17 protein-coding genes are annotated in these 20,622 nt (G+C 61.0%); 4 read left to right on the top strand and 13 right to left on the bottom strand.

The genetic code is table 11. From position 1 onward, the window contains the following. Positions 1-22 precede the first annotated feature (22 nt). Positions 23-451, top strand: a complete 429-nt coding sequence (locus BDB13_RS03015) for a hypothetical protein (protein ID WP_206041474.1) — start codon at positions 23-25, stop codon at positions 449-451. Here the strand turns inward: BDB13_RS03015 and aztD are convergent. The 9 genes from aztD to BDB13_RS02970 form a co-directional block, all read right to left on the bottom strand. Beyond that, positions 448-1,689, bottom strand: a complete 1,242-nt coding sequence (gene aztD, locus BDB13_RS03010; protein ID WP_094270343.1) for a zinc metallochaperone AztD — start codon at positions 1,687-1,689, stop codon at positions 448-450. The two genes, BDB13_RS03015 and aztD, sit on opposite strands and share 4 nt — an antisense overlap. Before the next feature lie 62 nt (positions 1,690-1,751). Next, a complete protein-coding gene (locus BDB13_RS03005; protein ID WP_094270342.1) occupies positions 1,752-3,005 on the bottom strand; it encodes a benzoate/H(+) symporter BenE family transporter in 1,254 nt (417 codons plus the stop codon). Between the two features lie 3 nt (positions 3,006-3,008). Further along, positions 3,009-5,711 (bottom strand): LuxR C-terminal-related transcriptional regulator, encoded by a 2,703-nt coding sequence (locus BDB13_RS03000; RefSeq protein ID WP_094270341.1) that lies wholly within the window; start codon positions 5,709-5,711, stop codon positions 3,009-3,011. After that, entirely contained in the window at positions 5,708-7,078 is a 1,371-nt protein-coding gene (locus tag BDB13_RS02995; protein WP_094270340.1) for an MFS transporter, read from the bottom strand. The genes BDB13_RS03000 and BDB13_RS02995 overlap by 4 nt, the downstream gene beginning before the upstream one ends. Before the next feature lie 56 nt (positions 7,079-7,134). Further along, positions 7,135-7,917: a 1,6-dihydroxycyclohexa-2,4-diene-1-carboxylate dehydrogenase gene (locus tag BDB13_RS02990; RefSeq protein ID WP_094270339.1), complete on the bottom strand. Its 783-nt coding sequence runs from the start codon at positions 7,915-7,917 to the stop codon at positions 7,135-7,137. Next, positions 7,914-9,515 (bottom strand): benzoate 1,2-dioxygenase electron transfer component BenC, encoded by a 1,602-nt coding sequence (gene benC, locus BDB13_RS02985; protein WP_094270338.1) that lies wholly within the window; start codon positions 9,513-9,515, stop codon positions 7,914-7,916. The genes BDB13_RS02990 and benC overlap by 4 nt, the downstream gene beginning before the upstream one ends. 35 nt (positions 9,516-9,550) lie before the next feature. Next, positions 9,551-10,060, bottom strand: a complete 510-nt coding sequence (gene benB / locus BDB13_RS02980; RefSeq protein ID WP_094270337.1) for a benzoate 1,2-dioxygenase small subunit — start codon at positions 10,058-10,060, stop codon at positions 9,551-9,553. Between the two features lie 11 nt (positions 10,061-10,071). Next, positions 10,072-11,484, bottom strand: coding sequence for a benzoate 1,2-dioxygenase large subunit (gene benA / locus BDB13_RS02975; RefSeq protein WP_094270336.1), 1,413 nt, complete (start codon positions 11,482-11,484; stop codon positions 10,072-10,074). 181 nt (positions 11,485-11,665) lie between these two features. Then, positions 11,666-12,436, bottom strand: coding sequence for an IclR family transcriptional regulator domain-containing protein (locus BDB13_RS02970; RefSeq protein WP_094274632.1), 771 nt, complete (start codon positions 12,434-12,436; stop codon positions 11,666-11,668). 197 nt (positions 12,437-12,633) lie between these two features. Between BDB13_RS02970 and catA the strand changes: the two genes are divergently transcribed. Genes catA through catC form a run of 3 tightly spaced genes read left to right on the top strand, consistent with a single transcriptional unit; the run spans position 12,634 to position 14,918 of the window. Beyond that, a complete protein-coding gene (catA, locus tag BDB13_RS02965; protein WP_094270335.1) occupies positions 12,634-13,473 on the top strand; it encodes a catechol 1,2-dioxygenase in 840 nt (279 codons plus the stop codon). A 30-nt stretch (positions 13,474-13,503) separates the two neighbouring features. Further along, complete coding sequence (locus tag BDB13_RS02960; RefSeq protein ID WP_094270334.1) at positions 13,504-14,625, top strand: muconate/chloromuconate family cycloisomerase; 1,122 nt, start codon at positions 13,504-13,506, stop codon at positions 14,623-14,625. A gap of 11 nt (positions 14,626-14,636) precedes the next feature. Continuing rightward, positions 14,637-14,918, top strand: a complete 282-nt coding sequence (gene catC / locus BDB13_RS02955) for a muconolactone Delta-isomerase (RefSeq protein WP_094270333.1) — start codon at positions 14,637-14,639, stop codon at positions 14,916-14,918. Between the two features lie 44 nt (positions 14,919-14,962). On the opposite strand, the gene BDB13_RS02950 is transcribed toward catC, so the two are convergent. The 4 genes from BDB13_RS02950 to BDB13_RS02935 form a co-directional block, all read right to left on the bottom strand. Further along, positions 14,963-15,820 (bottom strand): hypothetical protein, encoded by an 858-nt coding sequence (locus tag BDB13_RS02950; protein ID WP_094270332.1) that lies wholly within the window; start codon positions 15,818-15,820, stop codon positions 14,963-14,965. A 138-nt stretch (positions 15,821-15,958) separates the two neighbouring features. Then, on the bottom strand, positions 15,959-17,074 hold the full coding sequence (locus tag BDB13_RS02945; RefSeq protein ID WP_094270331.1) for an NDMA-dependent alcohol dehydrogenase: 1,116 nt from the start codon (positions 17,072-17,074) through the stop codon (positions 15,959-15,961). A gap of 122 nt (positions 17,075-17,196) precedes the next feature. Continuing rightward, positions 17,197-18,852: a GMC oxidoreductase gene (locus BDB13_RS02940; RefSeq protein WP_094274631.1), complete on the bottom strand. Its 1,656-nt coding sequence runs from the start codon at positions 18,850-18,852 to the stop codon at positions 17,197-17,199. 28 nt (positions 18,853-18,880) lie between these two features. Then, positions 18,881-20,593, bottom strand: a complete 1,713-nt coding sequence (locus BDB13_RS02935; protein WP_254922683.1) for a PucR family transcriptional regulator — start codon at positions 20,591-20,593, stop codon at positions 18,881-18,883. Between the last annotated feature and the right edge of the window lie 29 nt (positions 20,594-20,622).

Below are 20,622 nucleotides of genomic sequence, written 5' to 3'. Positions count from 1 at the left end.
GCCGGTGGGTACCACTCGGAGTATGAGTACCAGCAGCATTGTCTGGATTGTTGTTGCCGTGGTCGTAGTGATCGTGATCGTGGCGGCACTCGCGTGGGTCGCGCGAAACAAGCGTAACGAGCGTCGGCACGCCGAGGCGCAAGAGATTCGTGAAGACGTGGCGGATAGGTCGCTCCAGGTCGGTCAGCGGGAAGCGCGGGCCGAGGAGAGTGCGGCAAAAGCGCGCATGGTGCAGGCTGAAGCCGACGCAAAATCTGCGGAAGCCTCAGCCTTGCAACAGCATGCGGCCGAGCATCGGAGGGAGGCAGCCAGTTCGAGGGAAGAGTTGAATCGGCTCCAGGACCATGCTGACACTATCGATCCTGCAACGCCGAAACATGGCGTTCCTGAACCGGGAGAGCCGCGATCGACGGAGGAGGGCCGTACCGGTGGTCCCGAGGAACCGCGTTAGCTGACGCCGGTCAATTCGTTGGGAGTGTGATCGAGTGTTGCCTGTGCGGCGATGCTGCCGTCTTCGAGGTTGACGGCGATCAGCGTCTTCGAAGTGGGATCGGTGACGTAGGCCGTGTGGTCGCGGACGAAGAGCGTTGGGCGAGGGTCTTGCCACTCCGTGGGTTCGGTCCATTCGCCGATTACCGCAATCTTGTTGATCACCGCACCCGAGTGCGGGTCGATGACGTGGATAGCGCCGTCGGTGCCGAGAATCAATGCTTCTCCGTGTGGTCCACGACCCAGCGACCGGAAGGTGTAACTGGTTCCGAGGTCGACCAGTTTCAGCTCCGAGGTCGACGTGTTGGTCAACGAAATTCGCTGCGGGCGTTCGAGTTCTGCCTTGGGGTCAGTTTTGTAGTCACCCAGGACAATCTCCGATTCCTCGGACCCGGCCTGATTTCCGATCCGGCCGTACGGGTCTGGGCTCTGAACCTTGGTGATAGCGCCGTCCTTGTAGACGAGGAGTCCGTCCTGGCAGCCCAGGACAATCGCTTCGCCGGCGGCAACGGCTTCACCGTGGATGCCGGGGCACTGTTCGTTGCGTAGTATTTCCTTGCGGTCGGCATCGAGTACGGCAATGCCGTTGCGAGACTCGGAATTTCCGATAGTTGTCAGCAGATTTCCGTTGGCCAGTGCGACAGCTACACCGTGGTGAGGCTCGGGCGCCGTAAAGGTCTCGACGCGCGGTTGACGTTTTGCCAATTGTGTCGGATCAAAAATTTCTACGAGGCCTGATCCGTCGTTGAACAGGACGGTTTTTCCGGCGTGGTGCACGACGTGTCCCGGTTCGTTGGCGGCGAATTCAACGTCTGTCATCGCGGGATCGGCTGTGTAGTAATGGGAATGGTCACCATGAGTCGACAACCACGTGCCGGTGTCGAGCACCTTGAAATTCTCGCCCGCGGAAACTATGACATGGCGACCGTCGCCGGCAGGGTTGAGTCGGATGAATCCGTCGATCTCAGTCCTGCCCACGGTATCGAGCGTGGTCGCGTCAAGAATGAGAACTCCACCGTCGTAGGACACGGCAAGACGAGGTGTTGCGGACGACTGTTCCTTGGGAGCTGTTGCGGTGGTGCCGGTTTCCGGCTGCGAAGAGTCGCCGGTGCCGGACGAGCATCCGGCAGCGAGAGTGAGTGAGAGGCCTACCGATGCGGCGAGGGTGAGGCTCCGCGATATGCGGGTGTTGAGTTGCATGGCTATAGATCTAGCCCTTATTGCAAATGGTTGTCAAAGTAAATAATGCGTATAATCGCATGTCAGGTGGCGGCGTAGTCTTTGCTCTCGAGGATTCGCGAGGCGATGACACCCAATGCGAGGCCCCAGAACGCGGCGCCGATGTTGAGTAGTTCGACGTCGGAAATCGTCACCAGAAATGCGACCAAGGCGCCGAAAGTGAATCGGCCGCCGAATGCGGTGACGAAGGCGCCCTGCAGTGGCTTCAGCATTGCCAAACCACCCAGAGTGACGATGAATGCTGCGGGCGTGGCCAGCATCATTGCCACGAATGTCGGTGCGAACAAACCGAAGAGAACGGCAAGTAGTCCACAGAAAATGCCGGCGGTGTATTGCCTTGTTCGCTCACCGGACGCCGAGAGCAGAGCGTTGGTCGGGCCGGTGAGGCAGGTCGACACACATCCCACTGCTGCATTGACAAGTGAGAAGGCGCCGCAGGCAACTGTCACAGTTCCGATGGGAGGTTGATGCCCGGCCGTGCGTAACACCGCGATGCCTTGCCCGTTCTGAACCACGATGACTGTGATGGCCAGCGGCACAACCAGTTCGACCATTGCCTGCCAGGACCATTGTGGAGTGGTCAGGACTGGATGCGCGAACCACTCGTGGGTGTTGCCACCGGAATTGAATCGCCCGGATACAGCGATGATGATCACGCCGACGAGCAACGCGCCGAGGACGGGAGGAGCGAAGCGGCCGACCTTCGTGAACACGCTGAGTGCAACAAAGGTCGCAATCATCGGTAGCGCGATGGCTGCGTCGTGTGCCGGTGCCTCGACTAAATCAGTGCCGAAATGAAGGAAAACCCCTGCAACCATTGCCATTACGATGGGCATGGGGAGCGCGGACATGATCGGTCTGATCCATCCGGTCAATCCGACAAGCAATATCAGAAGGCCGGTGGCGAAGAAAGCACCGAGTACCTGCTCCCAGGGCAGGTGCTCCAATGACGCGCCGACGACCACGGTTCCCGGAATGGTCCAGAAAAAGGCCAGTGGCTGGCGATAGAGCCAGGACGCGGTAATCGTCAGGATTCCGTTGACGAAGAATGCGCCGAAAAGCCAGGACGCCAACTGTGCTTGGCTCAGTCCTCCGGCCAATCCTGCAGCCAGGATCACCGCCACCGGGCCCGTCGCGGAAAAGACGATACCGATGACGGCGTTCGCGGCGTACATTCCGCCGAAGTCACGCAGGACTTGCCGCAGTCGGTGAACAGGTTGCGGCACAGGCTCCATTACGACGCGTGCCGGCGTTTGGTCAGCGCGGGTGTTTGTCATATTTCAGGTCCTCTGGTGCGGATCGGAGAGTCCACGCTCGCGGAAGAATGCCGCGAGCTCGCTGCGTGAACGCAATCCGAGCTTCGCGTACGCGCGGGTGAGGTGATACTGAATAGTCTTGACGGAGAGAAACAATTCACCTGCAGCTTCCTTGTTGCTCTTGCCTGCGGCGACGAGGTCGGCAACCGCACGCTCTTGCGGAGTCAGGTCGGCGATTCCCTTGTCTCCGCGAGAGAGATTCAACCCTCCGGCTCGTAGCTCTCGATCGCAACGATCCACGTACGTACCGGCGCCCAGTGCCAGATACAGCGAACGAGCGGCGCGGAGGACAACATCGGCGTCCCCGCGCTTCCCAGCCCTACGAAGTGTTTGGCCGTAGGCGAAGTTGATCCGAGCGCGGTCGTAGGGAAGCGGTAGCTCCGCGATCCCCATGAGAGCCTCGTCGAAACATTCGCGTGCAGCGTCGAGTTCGCCTCGCGCACCATGGATTCGGCCACGTACGTAGCCGAGCCGGGCCGTTGCCGAACGGTGTTTACGCTTTCGGGCTGTCCTCTCGTGCGGTCGCAAGAATGCGTCGGCGTCGTCCACTCGACCGACCATGACCAGAGCGTTGGCATAGAGATCGACCCAAGGCCAGAATCCGGGTTCGTCGAGCCATCGCTGCGCGCTGCTCGATGTCAGCGGCGCCAGCGCCAGAAGGACGTCGGGATAGTCCGCTGCCGCTTCGGCGAACTGGGCTCTCGCAAGAAGGGAAGGGATATACATGATCTCGTACGAGTGGGTACCGGCATGCGCCCGACGCACGTGGTCGCGAGCCAGGTCCCAGTTTCCACGCAAGGCATGTATTTGAGCTCCGGACCAATGAACGAGTGGCCGAACTATTTCGATCTCGAATCGATCGAGTTCGGCACCCGCATTTCCGACCGTCGTCAGGGCATCATCCCAAGCGCCCAGCGCGAACTGGGTGCGAGCGAGCCAGGCCTGTGCCCACAGTGAGATCCGCGCCGAACCGCTGGAGAACTCGGTGGATACAGCGCTTTCCAGGTCACGGCGGGCAGATTCGGGGTGATCGAGTGCAAGTTCGAGCCAGCCGCGACCCATCTGGAACCGCTGGGCTTGAGCTCCGGGGCGAACCCGGTCGGAGAGCTCTTCGTATGCGGCCAGGGCTTGGGCGGCGTGCCCGGTAGCACCCAGCCCGAGGCCCTTGATTGCCTCGGACTCGACTGCAGCGGGATCGGCGGGGCCCACCAAGTCAACTGCGCGGTCGACCCATTCGACCAGGGCCGCTCCGTCCAGCCTGGCCAGCGAATGCAGGACCATGCGCTGAGCGATCAACGCCGACGTGCCAGGTTCGAGATTCGCCGGGCAACTATCCCAGGCGCGCATCAGCAATCCGTCGGCCTCGGTGGGGCGTCCGCGATGGATAGCGAGGTACCCGAGCACGGCGTCGCGAAGCGGCTTACGTGTGATGCTTTCGACTTCGGGTGCGAAGACCATTGCCCGCGGAATATCACCGGATCCGGTCAGTGCGTCGACCCCTCGAAGGAGGCGATCTTCGTGCTCGCTCTTGTCGACCGTAAGGCGGCTGGCCGTGACCAAAGCGTCGGCAACTTCGGACCAGGCACCTTCGACGGCTCGTAATGCAGCGTAACCGACCAGATCCGAGGCGAGGTTCTCGTTGTGGGTGGTGCTCGCGGCAGCGAGGTGGAACAAGCGCTCGCCGTCGCCCCAGGCGATGTCGGCCGCGCGCAGGTGAAGTTGGTGCAACCGAGCGGGACCCAACGTCGCGTTCACCGCAGCCGAGATCATCGGACCTCGAAAGGATACTTCGGTGCTGCCGCGCTGTTCGTGGATTGTGAGTAGACCGCTCGCGCAGGCGCTGTCCAGGGCGCCCACGATGTCTTCGACGTCGGCTAACTGCGAGAGGTGGGACAACATGGTGCCGTTGCCTAGTACGGCAGCTGCCTCGACGAGCGTGCGCCCATCATCGCTGCACGTCGCGAGGTCATGAGCAATCGACGCAGCTCGGTGCCGTGGAAGCGGCAACGTGCGGTGCCAGCGGGACCAATGCGTCGGCGGTAACTCATCCAGAAGTGATATGACATCCAGGGTGTTTCCTGCTGTGAATTCCTGAAGTTGTCGTGCGGCACCGGAGCTGAGATCGATACCGTTGCGCACCCGCGCGATCTCGGTGATAGCGGAGGCGTCGAGTGGGCTGATGTGTAGACGCTGAGCCCAGTGAAGCTCGAGAATTCGACTGACCGCCTTGCTCAGGTGTGGCGATTCCTCGGCGATGAAGATGATCAGTAGCCGGCTGTCCCAGCCGCGATGAAGTGCCGACGTAACGGCTTGGAGTGACTCGACGTCACTGTGGTGAGCATCGTCGACCACAACGATGGTGAGACCTTCCGAAGCTGTGAGAATCTCGTTGGCCGCCGACACCGGATCGGCGACGGAGACCGGGTGTTCGAGTAGCTGCTCAACCACACCGAAAGGGGTCTGCGATTCCCACTCCAGCCCGCGGGCGTGCCGAAGACTGTGCTGCGCCGTTACTTCGGTGAACCTGTTGACGAGTGTCGACTTGCCACTGCCGGCTTCCCCCTCCACGAGCACAAGCGTCGGTGTCCCCTGCTGCGCCGTCGACAAGGCCCGGCCGAGAGCTGCGAGTTCGCGCTCTCGGCCGACCAGCACTCCACGATGGGTCACCCCACCACCGTAACGCCGGGCTCACTGCTGTTTTCCTTTTCTGCCGGTACCGCCGCAGCATTGAGACGAGGATTCTGCTTCGGGACGAAGAATGTGACAATGCAACCCAGTACGGCGATGCCTGCGAAGACGTAGAACGCTGATTCCGAGCTGATACCTGCGCTGATCAAGCTCCCACCGATGAGGGGCCCGAATATTCCGCCGAGGCGGCCGAAACCTGCGCACCACGCGACGCCGGCTGCACGGGCGGACGTCGAGTAGTAGTTGGACACGAATCCATAGATCAGGACCTGCGTTCCGATGGTTCCGACGCCGGCGATAGCCACCGATGCCAGGAGGACAGGCAGAGGGAAGCCGAAGGTGAACAGCAGCAAGGCAAGAGCGGCAAGCCCGAAGGTTGTGGCCACGACGCGTTGAGGTCCGGTGACGTCGGCGATCCGGGAGGCGAGAAGGCCGCCGATAATGGCGCCGCCGTTGAGCACCAGTAGGAATGAGAGCGATCCCTTGGCGTTGTACCCGGCGTTCTCCATGATTTTGGGCAGCCAGGTGTTGAGGCCGTAGGTGAGGAGAAGTCCGGCGAAACTCATCAGGCCGAGGAGCGCTGTGCCCCAGACATATTGCTTGCTGGCGAGCGCACGGAAGCCGACCTTCTCCGCGGCGGCTCCGCTAGGTCGAGCTACGTTGACAGGCAGGGGAATTCCGGTCTTCAAGGACACGGCTTCTGCCTCGTCGATGCGTCCGCGTGCGACCAGCCACACGGGTGATTCCGGAAGGCGGAACCACGCGAGCGGAAACAGGATGAGGAGGGGGAGCGCTCCGATGAGGAACAGTCCGCGCCAGCCGATGGCATCGCGGAGGACGATCGCCAGTATCGAGGCCATCACGCCGCCGGCCGGTACGCCGCTGTAGACGATGGCGTTGAACAGATTTCGGCGTCCAGGTGGCGCGAATTCGGCGATCATCGCACCTGCCGTGGCCACGAGTCCGCCGACACCGATGCCGGTGAAGAATCGCAGTAGTCCGAAGGAGGTGATGCTAGTGGCGAATGACGCCAGCGCCATACCTACCGAGAACCAGACGATGTTGATCAGCATCAGCTTTCGACGCCCGAAGTGGTCGCCGATCGCGCCGCACGTCAACGCTCCCACCATCACTCCGATAAGGGCGTACGAACCTAACGCGCCGGCCTGTGACGCGGACAGTGCGCCGATCTGTCCTGGATCATCCATCAGAACAGGCAGGATCGTGCCGTAGACGACGAGATCGTATCCGTCGAACAGGATGGCGATGGCGGCGATCGCGACCACCCACAGGACTGACGAGCGATGGCGGGCGCTTGCCCAGGAACCACGTTCGGTTGACGACATGGCGAATCTCCGTTCGAGAGATCAGGAAGAAGTGGGTGTGAGACTTCGAGTCCGGGTCAGCCGAGATCACCACCAGCGACGGGAAGTACCGTGCCGGTAATATACGACGCCTCGTCAGAGGCGAGGAAGGTGATGGCCGCGGCTTGCTCGTCGAGTGTGCCGTAACGCTTTTGCAGTGAAGAATCGACCGTCTGGTCGACGATCTGCTGGTACCAGACCTTCTCGTCCTCGGTCTGTGCACCGGGCCCGCGGGCCACGACGCGCGGCGGGGCCTCGGTTCCGCCGGGAGCTGTTGCTACAACACGTATTCCGTACTGTGCTACTTCCATGGCCAGTGCCGCCGTGATAGCACTGACGCCACCTTTGGCGGCTGCGTACGGAACGCGGTTGAGTCCGCGAGTCGCGACAGACGAGACGTTGACTATGGTGCCGCGTGCTTGTTCGATCAGGTAGGGCAATGCTGCCCGGCAGGTCCACAACGTGGGAAAAAGTGAGCGTTGAACTTCCGCCTGGATCTGTTCAGGTGTGTAGTGCTCGTACGGCTTGGCCCAGATAGTTCCGCCGACATTGTTTATCAGCACATCGATCCGACCGAAATGCTTGTGTGCCTGGTCTATTGCCCTCTGTGCTCCGTTGAACTGTTCGAGATCGGCAGTGACGGAATGCGAGCGCTCGAGAGCCCCGGCAACCTCGTGTACGAGTTCCGCCCGGTCGACGAGAACCACCGAACCGCCTTCGGCGGAGATTCTTTCGGCAACACAACGGCCGATGCCCTGAGCGGCACCCGTCACGACGACAACACGGTTGTCGAATCGGCCGGCGAAAATTCGCGGGCTCATTGCGCGATGCTCAGGTGATTGTCTGCGATGGCGCAGCGCATCGTGGCCTTGGCATGCTCACTGTGCGCGACGATCAACTCGCGTGCGGCGGTTCGATCGTTCTCTGCGAATGCGCGAACGATGTGCAGGTGATCTTCCGCAACGTGCTCGTCGACCCAATCTGCTGTTCGCAGTATCCGGTTCATGAGCTCGGTGACCTCGAGGCGGTGGTACGCCTGCAAGAGAATCTCGTTGCCGGTGCAACGGAACAGAAAGTCGTGGAACAGCGCATTGGTTTCGGTGAATGCCGCTGCGTCCGTGAATCGATCGCGTTCGATCGACGCGGCAGAGTTCTCGGCCAGGATTCGGTATTCGATCAGCTGCGCTGGGGTGAGTCGGCCGATGGTGAGTTCCATGGCACCTAACTCGAGTGCCATCCGGGCGTCGAATTGCGCGTCGGATTCGGCCACGGGTAGGTGTTCCTCACCGATCTCGTAGGCGCCGATATCGACCGTCGCAACGGACGCCGATACCGCTGGAAGTCCGGTCTCGGCAGCAGCTTTGACAGCTGCTGCACGCTCCGCTTCGGTGAGCTCTGTGGCCGGTGCAGGAGTTGCTGCCGTGTTGAATTTCTCGAAGTAGAAGTTCGTGGGAGTGATCGACACGTCCTTGAAGTGCTGACGTACTGCTTCGACCATCGGCGGCGGACCACACAGGTAGACGTCGACATTGCCGTCGTCGAGATGTGCCGGTTCGATGAGCCCGGTGACGTAACCCTTGTTCGGGGCAGAGCTGCCTTGATCGGCCACGCAGTAGTCGAAGGTGAACTGCGGCAGCAGTTCTGTGTACTTGTGCAGCGTATCCAGCTCCACTAGATCGGCGTCGGAGCTCACGCCGTAGATCAGGTGAACAGGTAACTCGGAGCCGTCGGCACGCATCTTCTCGAGGATCGAGAGCAGAGGCGCGAGGCCGGTGCCGCCGGCCAACAACAGGGCCGGACGTTGTTGCGTACGCAGGAAGAAGCTTCCCATCGGCCCGGTGAGTTCGAGTGTGTCGCCAACCTGTGCGCGTTCGCTGAGGTAGTCCGACATCAACCCGCCCGGGGTGATCTTGACCAGGAACGACGCATCCTCGACTGTAGGGCCGGTGCTGAACGAGTACGAGCGGGTCGAATCAGTACCGGGAACAAGAATATTCACGTATTGACCGGGCAGAAACACCAGATCGCTGCGGTTCTCGACAGAGACGGTAAACCCGATGGTGGTATCGGAATGTCGCACTATCTCGGTGATCGTGGATACATGCGAACCGGCGGCGGTCTTGGCAACTGCGGACGTGGTGGGAATCTGAAGAACCAGATCGGACTCGGGCACCATCTGACACGGCAGACAGTAGCCCTGCTCGGCCTCGTCGTCAGTGAGGGCCTCGTCGATGTAGTCGCCTCCGTCGAAACTGCCTGACTCACACAAGGACTTGCACGTTCCGCACGCTCCGTCGCGGCAGTCGAGTGGGATATTGATTCGTGCCCGGTACGACGCGTCGGCGACGGTCTCGTCGGAATTGCATTCGACGAAGCGTGTGATGCCGTCCTCGAAACTCAGTGCAACTTGAAAACTCATGGAAAACAGCTCGATTCGTGAAGAAGAAGTGCCGGTCAGATGTGGTAGACGTCTACCACGTGATGGATGTAGTCGTTCTTGAGTACGACCTTCTTCTTCATGATCAGCGGCTGTTCGCCGGCGAAGTCGATCGTGTAAAACGACGTGCCGAAGTAGGTATCGACAGTGTTGTAGCGGCAGTAGAGGGTGAACCAGTTGAAGCGCACGTCCACCTGGGTTCCGCGCTGTGAGGTCATCTCGACGTTGCTGATGTTGTGCCCCGTCCGAGGCTCGGGAAGGCTTGTGGCGCTGGAACGGTCGGTTCGAATTCGGAAGACACGATCCTCGATACCACCCCGGTTGGGGTAGTAGATCAGTGAAATCTCGGTCTGCGGATCGGTGGTGAGTTCACCGTCGTCGGCCCAGGCCGGCATCCAGAATTCGGAATCCGGGTGATAGCACTCGATCCACTTCTCGAACTCGCGGTCGTCGAGGTAGCGTGACTCGCGGTAGAGGAACTGCTCGATGGCGTGCTGGGTGAGCGTGGTGTCGGTTGCAGTGGTCATGATCGAGTTCCTCAGTTGGTCTGGGTGGAATCGGTACGCTGGGCGCCGGCTTCTTCGGCATCAACTGCCGCGAGCATGGCGTCACGCCAATAGCCGTGCTGAATCGGGTACAGGCCCTCATCTTCGGTCTTGGCTCCACTGGAGAGAACTCGGTCCATGCCAAGATCTTTCGCGACATCGTTGGGGCCGACGACCTGGTGCGTGACACCGCGGCTCAGATCGTTCCACGGTGCGCCGCCGGCCTGATAGGTCTTCTGGCAGGAGCGGAACTCTTCGAGGTCGTCCGGAGTGGCCATACCTGATGCGTTGAAAAAATCCTCGTACTGGCGGATGCGATTACTGCGAGCATCTGCACTTTCGCCCTTGGGTGCTATGCAGTAGATCGTGACTTCCGTCTGATCGACCGAGATCGGACGGAAGTGCCGGATCTGGCTGCTGAACTGGTCCATGAGGTACACGTTGGGATAGAGGCAGAGATTGCGTGACGCGCCGACCATGAATTCGGCTTTCTTGGAACCAAATTCGGCCTCGAGCTCTGCTCTGCGCTCGTACAGCGGGCGGTCCTCGGGGTTGCCCCACCACATCCACAGGAGAAGGTGGCCGTAGTCGTAGGAGAAGTATCCTCCCCCCTGCTTGCCCCAGGTGCCGGCGTCCATAGCTTTGGTCTCGTTGGCCGATTCACCGGCCGTGCGACGGGCGGTGGTTGCCGCGTAGTTCCAGTGCGTCGACGAGACGTGGTAGCCGTCAGCTCCGTTCTCTGTCTGGAGCTTCCAGTTGCCGTCGTAGGTGTAGGTGGAGGCGCCGCGAAGAACCTCGAGACCGTCCGGGGACTGGTCCACAATCATGTCGATGATCTTCGTGGTGTCGCCGAGGTGCTCTTCGAGGGGGAGGACATCGGCATTGAGACTGCCGAAGAGGAAGCCTCGGTAGCTTTCGAATCGCGCCACCTTGGTCAGGTCATGGGAACCGTCCTTGTTGAACTGTTCCGGATATCCGCCGGTACGAGCATCTTTGGCCTTGAGTAGCTTGCCGGAGTTGTTGAACGTCCAGCCGTGGAACGGGCACGTGAACGTGGTGCGGTTGTCGGTCTTGCGGCGGCAGAGCATCGCGCCGCGGTGGCTGCACGCGTTGATCAGCGCACCCAGTTCGCCTTCTTTGTTGCGAGTGATGACGATGGGTTGACGACCCATGTAGGTGGTGAAATAGTCACCGACATTGGGGATTTGGCTTTCGTGGGCGAGGTAGATCCAGTTGCCCTCGAAGATGTGGGTCATCTCGAGCTCGAACAGTTGCTCGTCGGTGAACACGCTGCGTCGCACCTGGTATCGGCCGGTCTCCTGGTCCTCGATGAGGGCGTCGTCGAGAACGGCGCGGATGCTCGCGAACTCGCTGGTGCTGTGGGCAGCGTCCAACATATCCGTCATGGGTAACCTCCAGATCGAGTAGGCGACCAGATGCGATTACCGAAGGCTGTCGGAATCTGCTGGGCCTGCCTTCCGGACGGGACTGCGTCCGGTACTGGATCCACCATGGCATCGTGTGGTCCGGGTCACACTAGGTAAATGCCTAGTCCTGACCAAGGGCGTTGTGTTCGTCGGATTTTGTTCAGCCGCGATATCCCAGATCGACGCTGAGTTGGTTCGCTTTTTCGACAAGGAAAGGTGCCACTTCGATACGGAAAGCTTCCGGGGTGGTCCGTCCCGCCGAGGATGAGCACGCCGTTACCCCGATGACGCTTCCACTCGCGTCGCGGACCGGCGCCGCGAGAGAGATCAGGCCACCTTCCAACTCTTCGGAGGTGAGCGCGTATCCCTGCTCGCGCACGGCGCGAAGTGCAGTGTGGAATGCACCTTCGTCGGTGATCGTCGTGGGGGTGAGTGCGGCGAACGTGGAGTTGGCGATGACGTTGTCAACGATTTCGGTTGGCGCCCAGGCAAGTAGTGCGCGGCCCATCGACGTGGCGTATGCCGGCACTCGGGTTCCGACACTCACGTTGATGCTCATGATGCGTCGGACCGGTACGCGGGCGGCGTAGACGACGTCCACGCCGTCGAGGACGCCGAGAGAGGCTGATTCGTGGGTGCGTTCCGCGATTTCCATGAGTCGCGGCAGTGCAGCTTCGGTGAGGGCGTGTGATGCGGAGTAGTGCTGGCCGATACTCAGAACCCGCGGGGTGAGGGACCAGCGACTGTTGTTTCCGGTGACGTACCCGAGTTTCTGGAGTGTGAGGAGTATGCGTCTCACCGCCGGCCTGGACAGCCCGGTTTCGGTGGCCAGATCAGCGAGCGAGGGGTTGGGGCGGTTCTCGTCGAAGGCCATGAGAACCGCAAAACCGCGCTCGATGCTTTGGATGTAATCGCGATCGGTCTCGGTCACGGGATGGCCTTTCATCAGTGGTTATCAAGTTCGATTTAATGCAAAGTTTGACAATTCTTGTGACTGCGCGCACAGTACAAGCGTACGCACAGCGTAACAGATGTACGCACAGCGTACAACCAGACTTTGGGGGTCGACTCAGCCCAGCAGTTCGGCGCCCGCCCGGTAACAGCCATTCACTTCCCGAGGAGGAACACATGACCACTTCCGAGAGCCCCACTGCAGCAGGTTCGGGCAATGCCGCCACCGACAAGTTCCTGCAGGAGCGAGTCTCCGCGGACACGTCTCCCGAACGTCTTTCGGCCATCGCCAAGGATGTCCTCGAGGCACTTGCCGGGGTCATCGACACGCACGGCATCACATACCCCGAGTACCGCGTGCTCAAGCAGTGGCTGATCGACGTCGGACAGTTCGGCGAATGGCCGCTGTGGCTGGACGTGTTCGTCGAGCACAACGTCGAAGAAGTTGCTTACCGTGGGCAGCATGGCACCAAGGGCAGTATCGAGGGCCCCTACTACGTCGCCGATGCGCAGACCTTGCCGGCCAAGTGCACACTCCCTATGCGTGACAACGAGGTTGGATCGAAGCTCGTCTTCGAAGGGCAGGTCAAGGATCTCGACGGTACGGGTCTCGCGGGGGCCACCGTGGAACTCTGGCATGCAGACGACGAGGGGTACTACTCGCACTTCGCGCCGCACATCCCCGACGGAAACCTGCGTGGAACCATCGAGGTGGACGCCGACGGGCATTTCGAGATCACCACGATTCAGCCTGCGCCCTACCAGATTCCGACTGACGGCCCCACCGGATGGTTCATCGAGAAGGCCGGCTGGCATCCGTGGCGTCCGGCGCACCTGCATCTCATGGTGAAGGCACAGGGTAAGCGAACCGTCACTACTCAGCTGTACTTCACCGGGGGAGAGTGGATCGAGAACGACGTTGCCACTGCCACCAAGCCTGAACTGATCCTGGACCCGAAGCCGGGTGTCGACGGAATCAATCGAGTTACTTACGACTTCGTGCTCGACCCGGCCTGATTCAACGCAGCAACAAAAGAAAGTGATTCGATGACCGACCTGTCGATCGTCTCCCTCGAGACGACCATCCTCGACGTTCCGCTTGTGCGCCCGCACAAGTTCGCCACCACTTCGATGACCGCGCAACCGCTCCTCCTGGTCGCTATCCGTACGTCTGACGGTGTAGTCGGTTTCGGCGAAGGAGTTGTACCTGGCGGACCGTGGTGGGGTGGTGAGTCGGTGGAGACGATGCAGGTCATCATCGAGAAGTACATTGCGCCGTTGATGATCGGTAGACGAGTCGATCAGATCACTTCGATCATGCTCGATATCGAAAAAATTGTGGCCAACGCACGTTTTGCGAAAGCTGCCGTCGACGTGGCGTTGCACGACGCCTGGGCTCGCAGTCTCGGAGTGCCCGTGCATACGCTGCTCGGCGGAGCTTTTCGGCAGAGCGTGGATGTCACGTGGGCTCTGGGTGCCGCTCCGGCGGCCGAGATCATTGATGAAGCCCACGAAAAGCTGGAATCTCGAATGAATTTCAGCTTCAAACTCAAGATGGGCGCGCTTGAACCTGCAGTGGACACCGCGCGCATCGTCGAGATTGCGCAGGCTCTCGACGGTCAGGCCGGGGTGCGGGTCGACGTCAACGCGCGGTGGGATCGATTTACCGCTTTGCGGTACCTGCCACGGTTGGCTGAGGGGGGCGTCGAGCTGATCGAACAGCCCACTCCGGCAGATCAAATCGAGGTACTTGCCGAGCTGAGCAGGCTGCTACCGATTCCGATCATGGCAGACGAAAGCGTGCAGACGCCGCACGACGCACTCGAGATCGCTCGTCGCTCGGCCGCTGACGTTATTGCATTGAAAACCACCAAATGCGGTGGGCTGCAGCGTAGTCGAGAGATTGTCGCGATCGCGAAAGCTGCGGGGATTGCGTGCCACGGTGCAACGTCCATCGAAGGTCCGATCGGCACAGCAGCCTCGTTGCACTTCGCCTGCGCCGAGCCAGGAATCAACTTCGGAACAGAGCTCTTCGGTCCGCTGCTCTTCAGCGAGGAACTGCTGCAGGAACCGCTGAAGTACTCCGAAGGACAGTTGCATCTCCCCTCCGGACCCGGCCTGGGTGTGGAACTGAACATGGACGCCGTCAAGTCCTGGACCAGGAACTAGAGGAATAGAACATGGCACTCTTTCACGTACGGATGGACGTCGATATTCCGCGCGATCTGGATCCGACTGTGCGAGCCGAAACAGTCGCTACGGAGAAGGCGTACTCACAAGACCTGCAACGGCAAGGGAAGTGGGTGCACCTGTGGCGAATTGTGGGTCAGTTCAGCAACATCAGCATCTTCGATGTCGACTCCGCTGACGAACTGCACGAGATTCTCTGGAATCTGCCGCTCTTCCCATACATGACCATCGAGGTCATGCCGTTGACCCAGCACGGATCATCGATCAAGTAGACCGTATGTTCCGAGACGTGTAGCAATCGGTCACGGGTTGGTCGTTACGACATGACGCGGGAAAGGCGCCGGGCGCTCTCCTCCAGGACACCCAGTGCAGTCGCCGTGTTGTATTCGACTTCGTCGGTTGCGCGTTGAAGATCTTCGCCGGCAAGAGAATCTGTGATCTCGGGAATGAACTGAGCGCGCTCCCCACGGTGGTCGTGCTGGGCTAACCACTCGCGCTTCTCGATGATGGTTTCGCAGGCGAGGACGTTCTCGCGATAGCGGAGCAATCCCTGTAGCCGTTGGGTGATCGCTTCCAATCTGCGCTGGTGCAATTGAGTGTGGTGACGGAACACCTCCATCACGTCGCTGTCTTTTTCCAAGGCCTGTGGTGGTTTCGGTCCCAGTTCCTCTTTGGCGCGCAGGAGACCGCGGGCACTGAGGGCTATATCGGTAACCTGGCGAAAGAGGTCGACGTGAGTGTGGTGGCGTGCGAAGTGGGGATCCGTCCAGGCTGGGGAGTTTTCGATATCGGCGGCGACCACCGCAGCGGAATACGCCAACTTGCCTTCGGTTGAATCATGCATGGAGCGAAGTGCTTTCATGTCTTCATCGGACAGGCGAGGTGACCGGCGGCGCTCGAGTGTGGCCGCAGCCTCGGACTCCTGTGCCAGGCGCGCCGCCTTTTCGGCCTTGCGTATCGCCCAGATGGTCATACGACTGCGATCCGGTTCGGCCGCCGCTACTTCTGGCATACGTTGCCAGGCATCCACCGCGCAGGCGGCATACCGTGTGGCGGAGGGAGTACGGAGGTTGATCTGCGTGACGTGCAGTTCGATCCACCCGGGCATCGCGATCTGCTTGAACAAGGCGTCAGGACGCAGCGGCCGCACGTCTCCGTAACCGTTGGCAGTCATCGTTTTGCCCTCCTGCGTCGAGTGGTGGACACGGTCCGGTGTCCGTTGTCTCGCTCGACCCGGAGTCCATTGTCTCGGTTGCCACCGACAGAAGTTGCGGAGGGTGCTTTCCGCACCCTCCGCAACTTCTCGGGAGCGTCAGAAGTTGATGACTCCGCGCAGGTTACGGCCGGCATGCATGTCCGCGAAACCGTCGTTGATGGTGTCCAGTGTGTAGCGGTTGGTGATCAATCCGTCGAGGTTGAGCTTTCCGCTCGTGTACAGATCGATCATCCAGGGAATGTCGGCGGTGGGGTTGGATGCGCCGAAGAGGGACCCTTGAATTCGCTTCTGGTAGAGGGTGAGTTCCAACAGGCTTACCGGTATCCCGATGTCGGTCATCTTGCCGAGTCCGGTGACGACGCACGTCCCGGCCTTGCGGATCGACGAGAATGCCTGTGCCACATGCTCGCCGGTAGTGACGCCGACAGTCACGATGGCGGAGTCCGCGCCTTGGCCGTTGGTGAAGGAGCGGGCGATCTCGGTTGCTTCTTCCATCGTCGACACCGCGTGTGTCGCGCCGAATTTCAGGGCGCTCGCACGCTTGAACTCGACAGGATCGACGGCGATGATGTGGGCGGCGCCGGCATGAGCGGCTCCCTGTACGGCATTGATCCCGATACCGCCGACACCCATGACGATCACAGTCTGGCCGGGGTAGACCTCGGCGGAGTTGACCGCTGCACCCCAGCCGGTACCGACGCCGCAGCCGAGGAGGCACAGTGTTTCCAAGGGGAGGTGCTTGTCGACCTTGACGGCAGAAAGAGTGCTGACAGTGGTGTATTCGCTGAAAGTGGACAGGCCGCACGTCTGTGAAACAGGCTCACCGTCCAAGGACATGCGGAAGCTCTCGACCTCGCCGGGACGGCCACCCGTCATGATGGCTGCGCCGTTGTCGCACAGGTTCTGGATTCCGCTTGCACACCAGCGGCAGCGGCCGCATGCAGCGAGGAACGAGAAGATGACATGGTCACCTTCGGCCCAGCCCTGGGTGTGCGGGCCGACCTCGACGACGATGCCCGCACCCTCGTGCCCACCGCAGATGGGGTAGCGGCCGACGCCGTGATCACCAGTGGCGATGTGGTCGTCCGAATGGCACAGACCGGAGGCGACCATTTTGACGGTGAGTTCGTTGCTACGGGGTGAATCGAGTTCGAGGTCGACGACTTCGTACTTGCCGGGCGCTTGACGGATTACGGCTCCACGAGTGCGCAAGAGGGCTCCTGAGATAAGTGGTATTCAATTCGGGTACGAGTGTTATGTACCCATGAATGGCCACTTACTTGGCGCGTTGTCTCGTTGATCGGAAACGTGATGGAAGGAAAGAGAGTTCGGGTTCAGGCGCGGGATTCGACGAAGTGATCGAGGCAGCGCTCCGCGACAGCGGTAATGGTCAGCGCCGGGTTGACCAGAGCCGACGAGCCCGGCAGGAGAGATCCGTCGACGACGAACAGATTCTTGTAGCCGTGGACCTGACCCTCGTAGCTGGCGGCCTGGCCCATCACCATGCCGCCGAGACCGTGCCAGGTGCAACCGGATCCGAAGTCTGCGAGCCGCGTGTAGATCGGGACACCGGTTGCCGGGGAGCCGAATCGGGTCTCGGTGCGCTCGTGGAATCGGCCCGCGAAGTTGCGACCGCGCGCGTCGACGTCGCTGTCGGCCTCACCGTGCGGGTAGTTCAACTCGGCCCGGCCCACTGCGGGGTTGTAATCGATCGAGCCGCGTTCATCGGAGATGACCTGGATCAGGTTTGCCATCATCGATCCGCCGGCAATGTCCGGGAACGGTGACGCCTCCCAGGACATCGAGATCGGACCGTACGGGTTGTCGTCGTCGTACATCAAGGCGACACCGGGACCGCCCTGCTTGGCGCCGCAGTCTCGGCGCAGCAAGCCGCGTGCGATCAGGAAATCGCCGTTGTTGCCGAAGCCCTTGCCGACCTGATCGTTCAGCCGTGGCAGCGACCCCTTGGCTTTCGCAGTCGCGAGCAAGGCGGAGGTATGGAAGGAGCCCGCCGCCATGAATACGTAGTCGACGACGAGGGTTTTTGTTTCGAGTACCGCACCGGATTCGTCGATCCGCTTGACCGAAACCTCGAATCCGTCCTGCCCGGAGATCTCGCGAATCTCCATGACCTCGTGCAACGGCAGGATCGTCACGTTGCCGGTGGCCTCGGCAGACGGAAGATAGTTGTGATCGACGCTGTTCTTGGCGCCGGAGTTGGTGCCGTAGGGGCCCTCACCGACGGAATAGGAAGCGGGCTTGCGGCCGGCAAGCTCCTCGCGCACAACATCCCAGTCGACGCAGAAGTCATGCAGGACAGGCTCTCCGCCGAAATCCTTGATGTAGTCGAGCCACGCTCGGGCGCCCTTGTAGGAAGGATCCGCGAGGAGATCGGCCGGTAGCGGCGAGGTGCCGAGCATCTTCTTGGCGCGCGGGTAGTAGGTCCGGTCGAGTTCGTCGTAATCGATCTGACTGGGGAATACCTGGGTGAAATCCTTGCGCCGGGGCTGCGGGGTGAATGCCCCGAAGGCCAGGGAGCCGCCGCCGACTCCGACCCCGTAGACGGCGTCGATGCCGTTGCCCGCGATCCGGTCGATGAGGCCGGGATACCGGGGGATGGTCTGCAGCCGGGTCAACTGGTTGATGGGCGGATGGTTGCTGAACCACGCGGATCGACCGTCGGGCTCGTTGACTGTGCAGAAGGTGTTGCCATCAGCTTGGATCGGCCACCGTCGACCCCGTTCGAGGACCGTGGTCTGCACGCCTGCCTGGCCGAGGCGCAAAGCCGCGACGGCGCCGCCGAATCCACTGCCGACCACCACCGCGGTCTTGCCGGTCAGTTGAGTGGGGGAAGCCCCGGCCCTCGCGGACAGGGGTCCGAGAGAAGACAGCGGTCCCAGAGTAGAACCGGCAGCGACTGCACCGAGGCCGATCGCGGCGCTGCGTAGAACGGATCGGCGGTTCGGGCGCTGCGCTGCGGTGCGGGTCATCTGAGGAAACATACGCGAAAATCAGATTTTAGGCATCGGGACTTAGGCGCTCGGGCTCAGCCGGCCCACGGGCGAGGAGTGCCAATTGCAGCTCTGTCAGGAGTCGAGTATCCGATTCGTCGAGCGAGATGCCCATGATTTGCTCGGCGCGACGGACGCGGTATCTCAATGTATTGGTGTGAACATTCAGCAGTGCCGCAGCCTTTTTCACGTCACCGAACGCAGCGAGATAGGTCGCGAGTGTGAACTGCATGTCGGAAGAGTTCTTGTCGTCGTAGGAAAGGAGTCGATCAACCCTCGGATCGCGAAGACGGTCGTGACTGCCCACCAAATCGAGGATCTCGCCGAGCAGGACCGCCGTGCGGGACGCCGCCAGTGTTGTTACCCGAGAAGGTTTGTCCCCGGGAACGTCGAGTACACGGTCGACTTCTCTGCGGGCCTCGGGGACTCCGTACAAGCGTGGAATCATCACAGCGACCGCAGCACGTGCGACAACCTGCGAACGAGTTTCCAAGTGCCGGACGGTATCAACGGCCCATTCGCCGATCAGTGCGTCTTCCTCCGCGTGGGGGAAGAGCACATACACCCGGTCGACTATGTGCGTGGTGACGGCATCGCGTCGAAAAGCGCTGGCGTGCAGTCGCAGTGAATTGGTCAGCCGCTGTAGATCGGCCGGCGTCTGATCGCCGGTCGAAAAACCTACTAGCGCTGCGGGGCCTTCAATGGACAATGACAGGGAGTCGGCTAGGGACGTGACATCGATTCCGCCGCCCATTGCGCCGAACAAGCGCTGCACTTGTGTGCTCTCGCGACTGGATGCGTCGAGCGTTCTGATCAGGATGCGTGACGCTACTGCCGCCGCGCCGCGCAGTACCTCATCGGAATCGTCGGCGAGTGGCTTGTCTGTGCTCTGTACCCAGATCGTTCCGAGATGCTGTTGTTGCGCATCCGAAGTGGTGTCAGCTCTTTGATCCGGACGCCGAATGCTCACTGCCAATCGTTGAGCGGCACCGATTTTCGGTTCGGCCGGTACATCTACGACGAGGTCCGAGCGTCGTAGATGCTCGAAGGTTCCTTGCTCGTCGAGCCATTGGGTATACGCGCTCGGCCATTCTCGACCGAGGATCGATCGTTGTCGCAGATCGTCCTCACCCTCATGGCCCGCGGAATACGCCAGGATATGGAGGGCGTTGTCGTCGATTGTCACCAAACCGCCGGTCAGTTCTGCGACGGTTTCTGAGAGGGCGAACAGGTCGGAATCGCCGGTAGCCGCGGAACTCTCGGCGGAACGCGAGCGATATGTGCTCTGCGTGAGCAATTTCTGTATCAGTGAATAGATATGTCCGGAGCTGGCTTTCGGGTGAACGGCAGCGAGGGCGATCCGTGATTTCTTTGCCGCATTCCGGAGCGCAACTTCTGGGCGCGCATTCTTGACCAACATCAGCTTGGGGCGACGTTGGTGCCCCTCGAATGCCTGTAGCCAGGTGATCAATACATCAACGGAAATCCCGACCGGCAGATAGACATCGGCAATTGCCCCGATGGTTTCCGGATCTTCGATATCGCCAGTCTCGAGGAGTGTCATCGAGCGTATCTCGACCCCGAGACCATCCGGGCTGTCGAGTAACTCGATCACGGAACTGTCGAGAGAGCTGACGAGCGTACCGAGGGTCGCGGCACCAGCACCGACTCCTTTGTCGGCTGGTTCGTGCTCTGTCATCGTGACGGCTGCTGGATGCACTGGAAGCTCCTTGCGCGAGTGTTGCTTCA

Origin of the sequence: Rhodococcus sp. OK302 (assembly GCF_002245895.1) — a bacterium.
Taxonomy (GTDB): domain Bacteria; phylum Actinomycetota; class Actinomycetes; order Mycobacteriales; family Mycobacteriaceae; genus Rhodococcus_F.
Note: the sequence above shows the minus strand (reverse complement) of the source record. Positions and strands in the feature narration are given on the sequence as shown.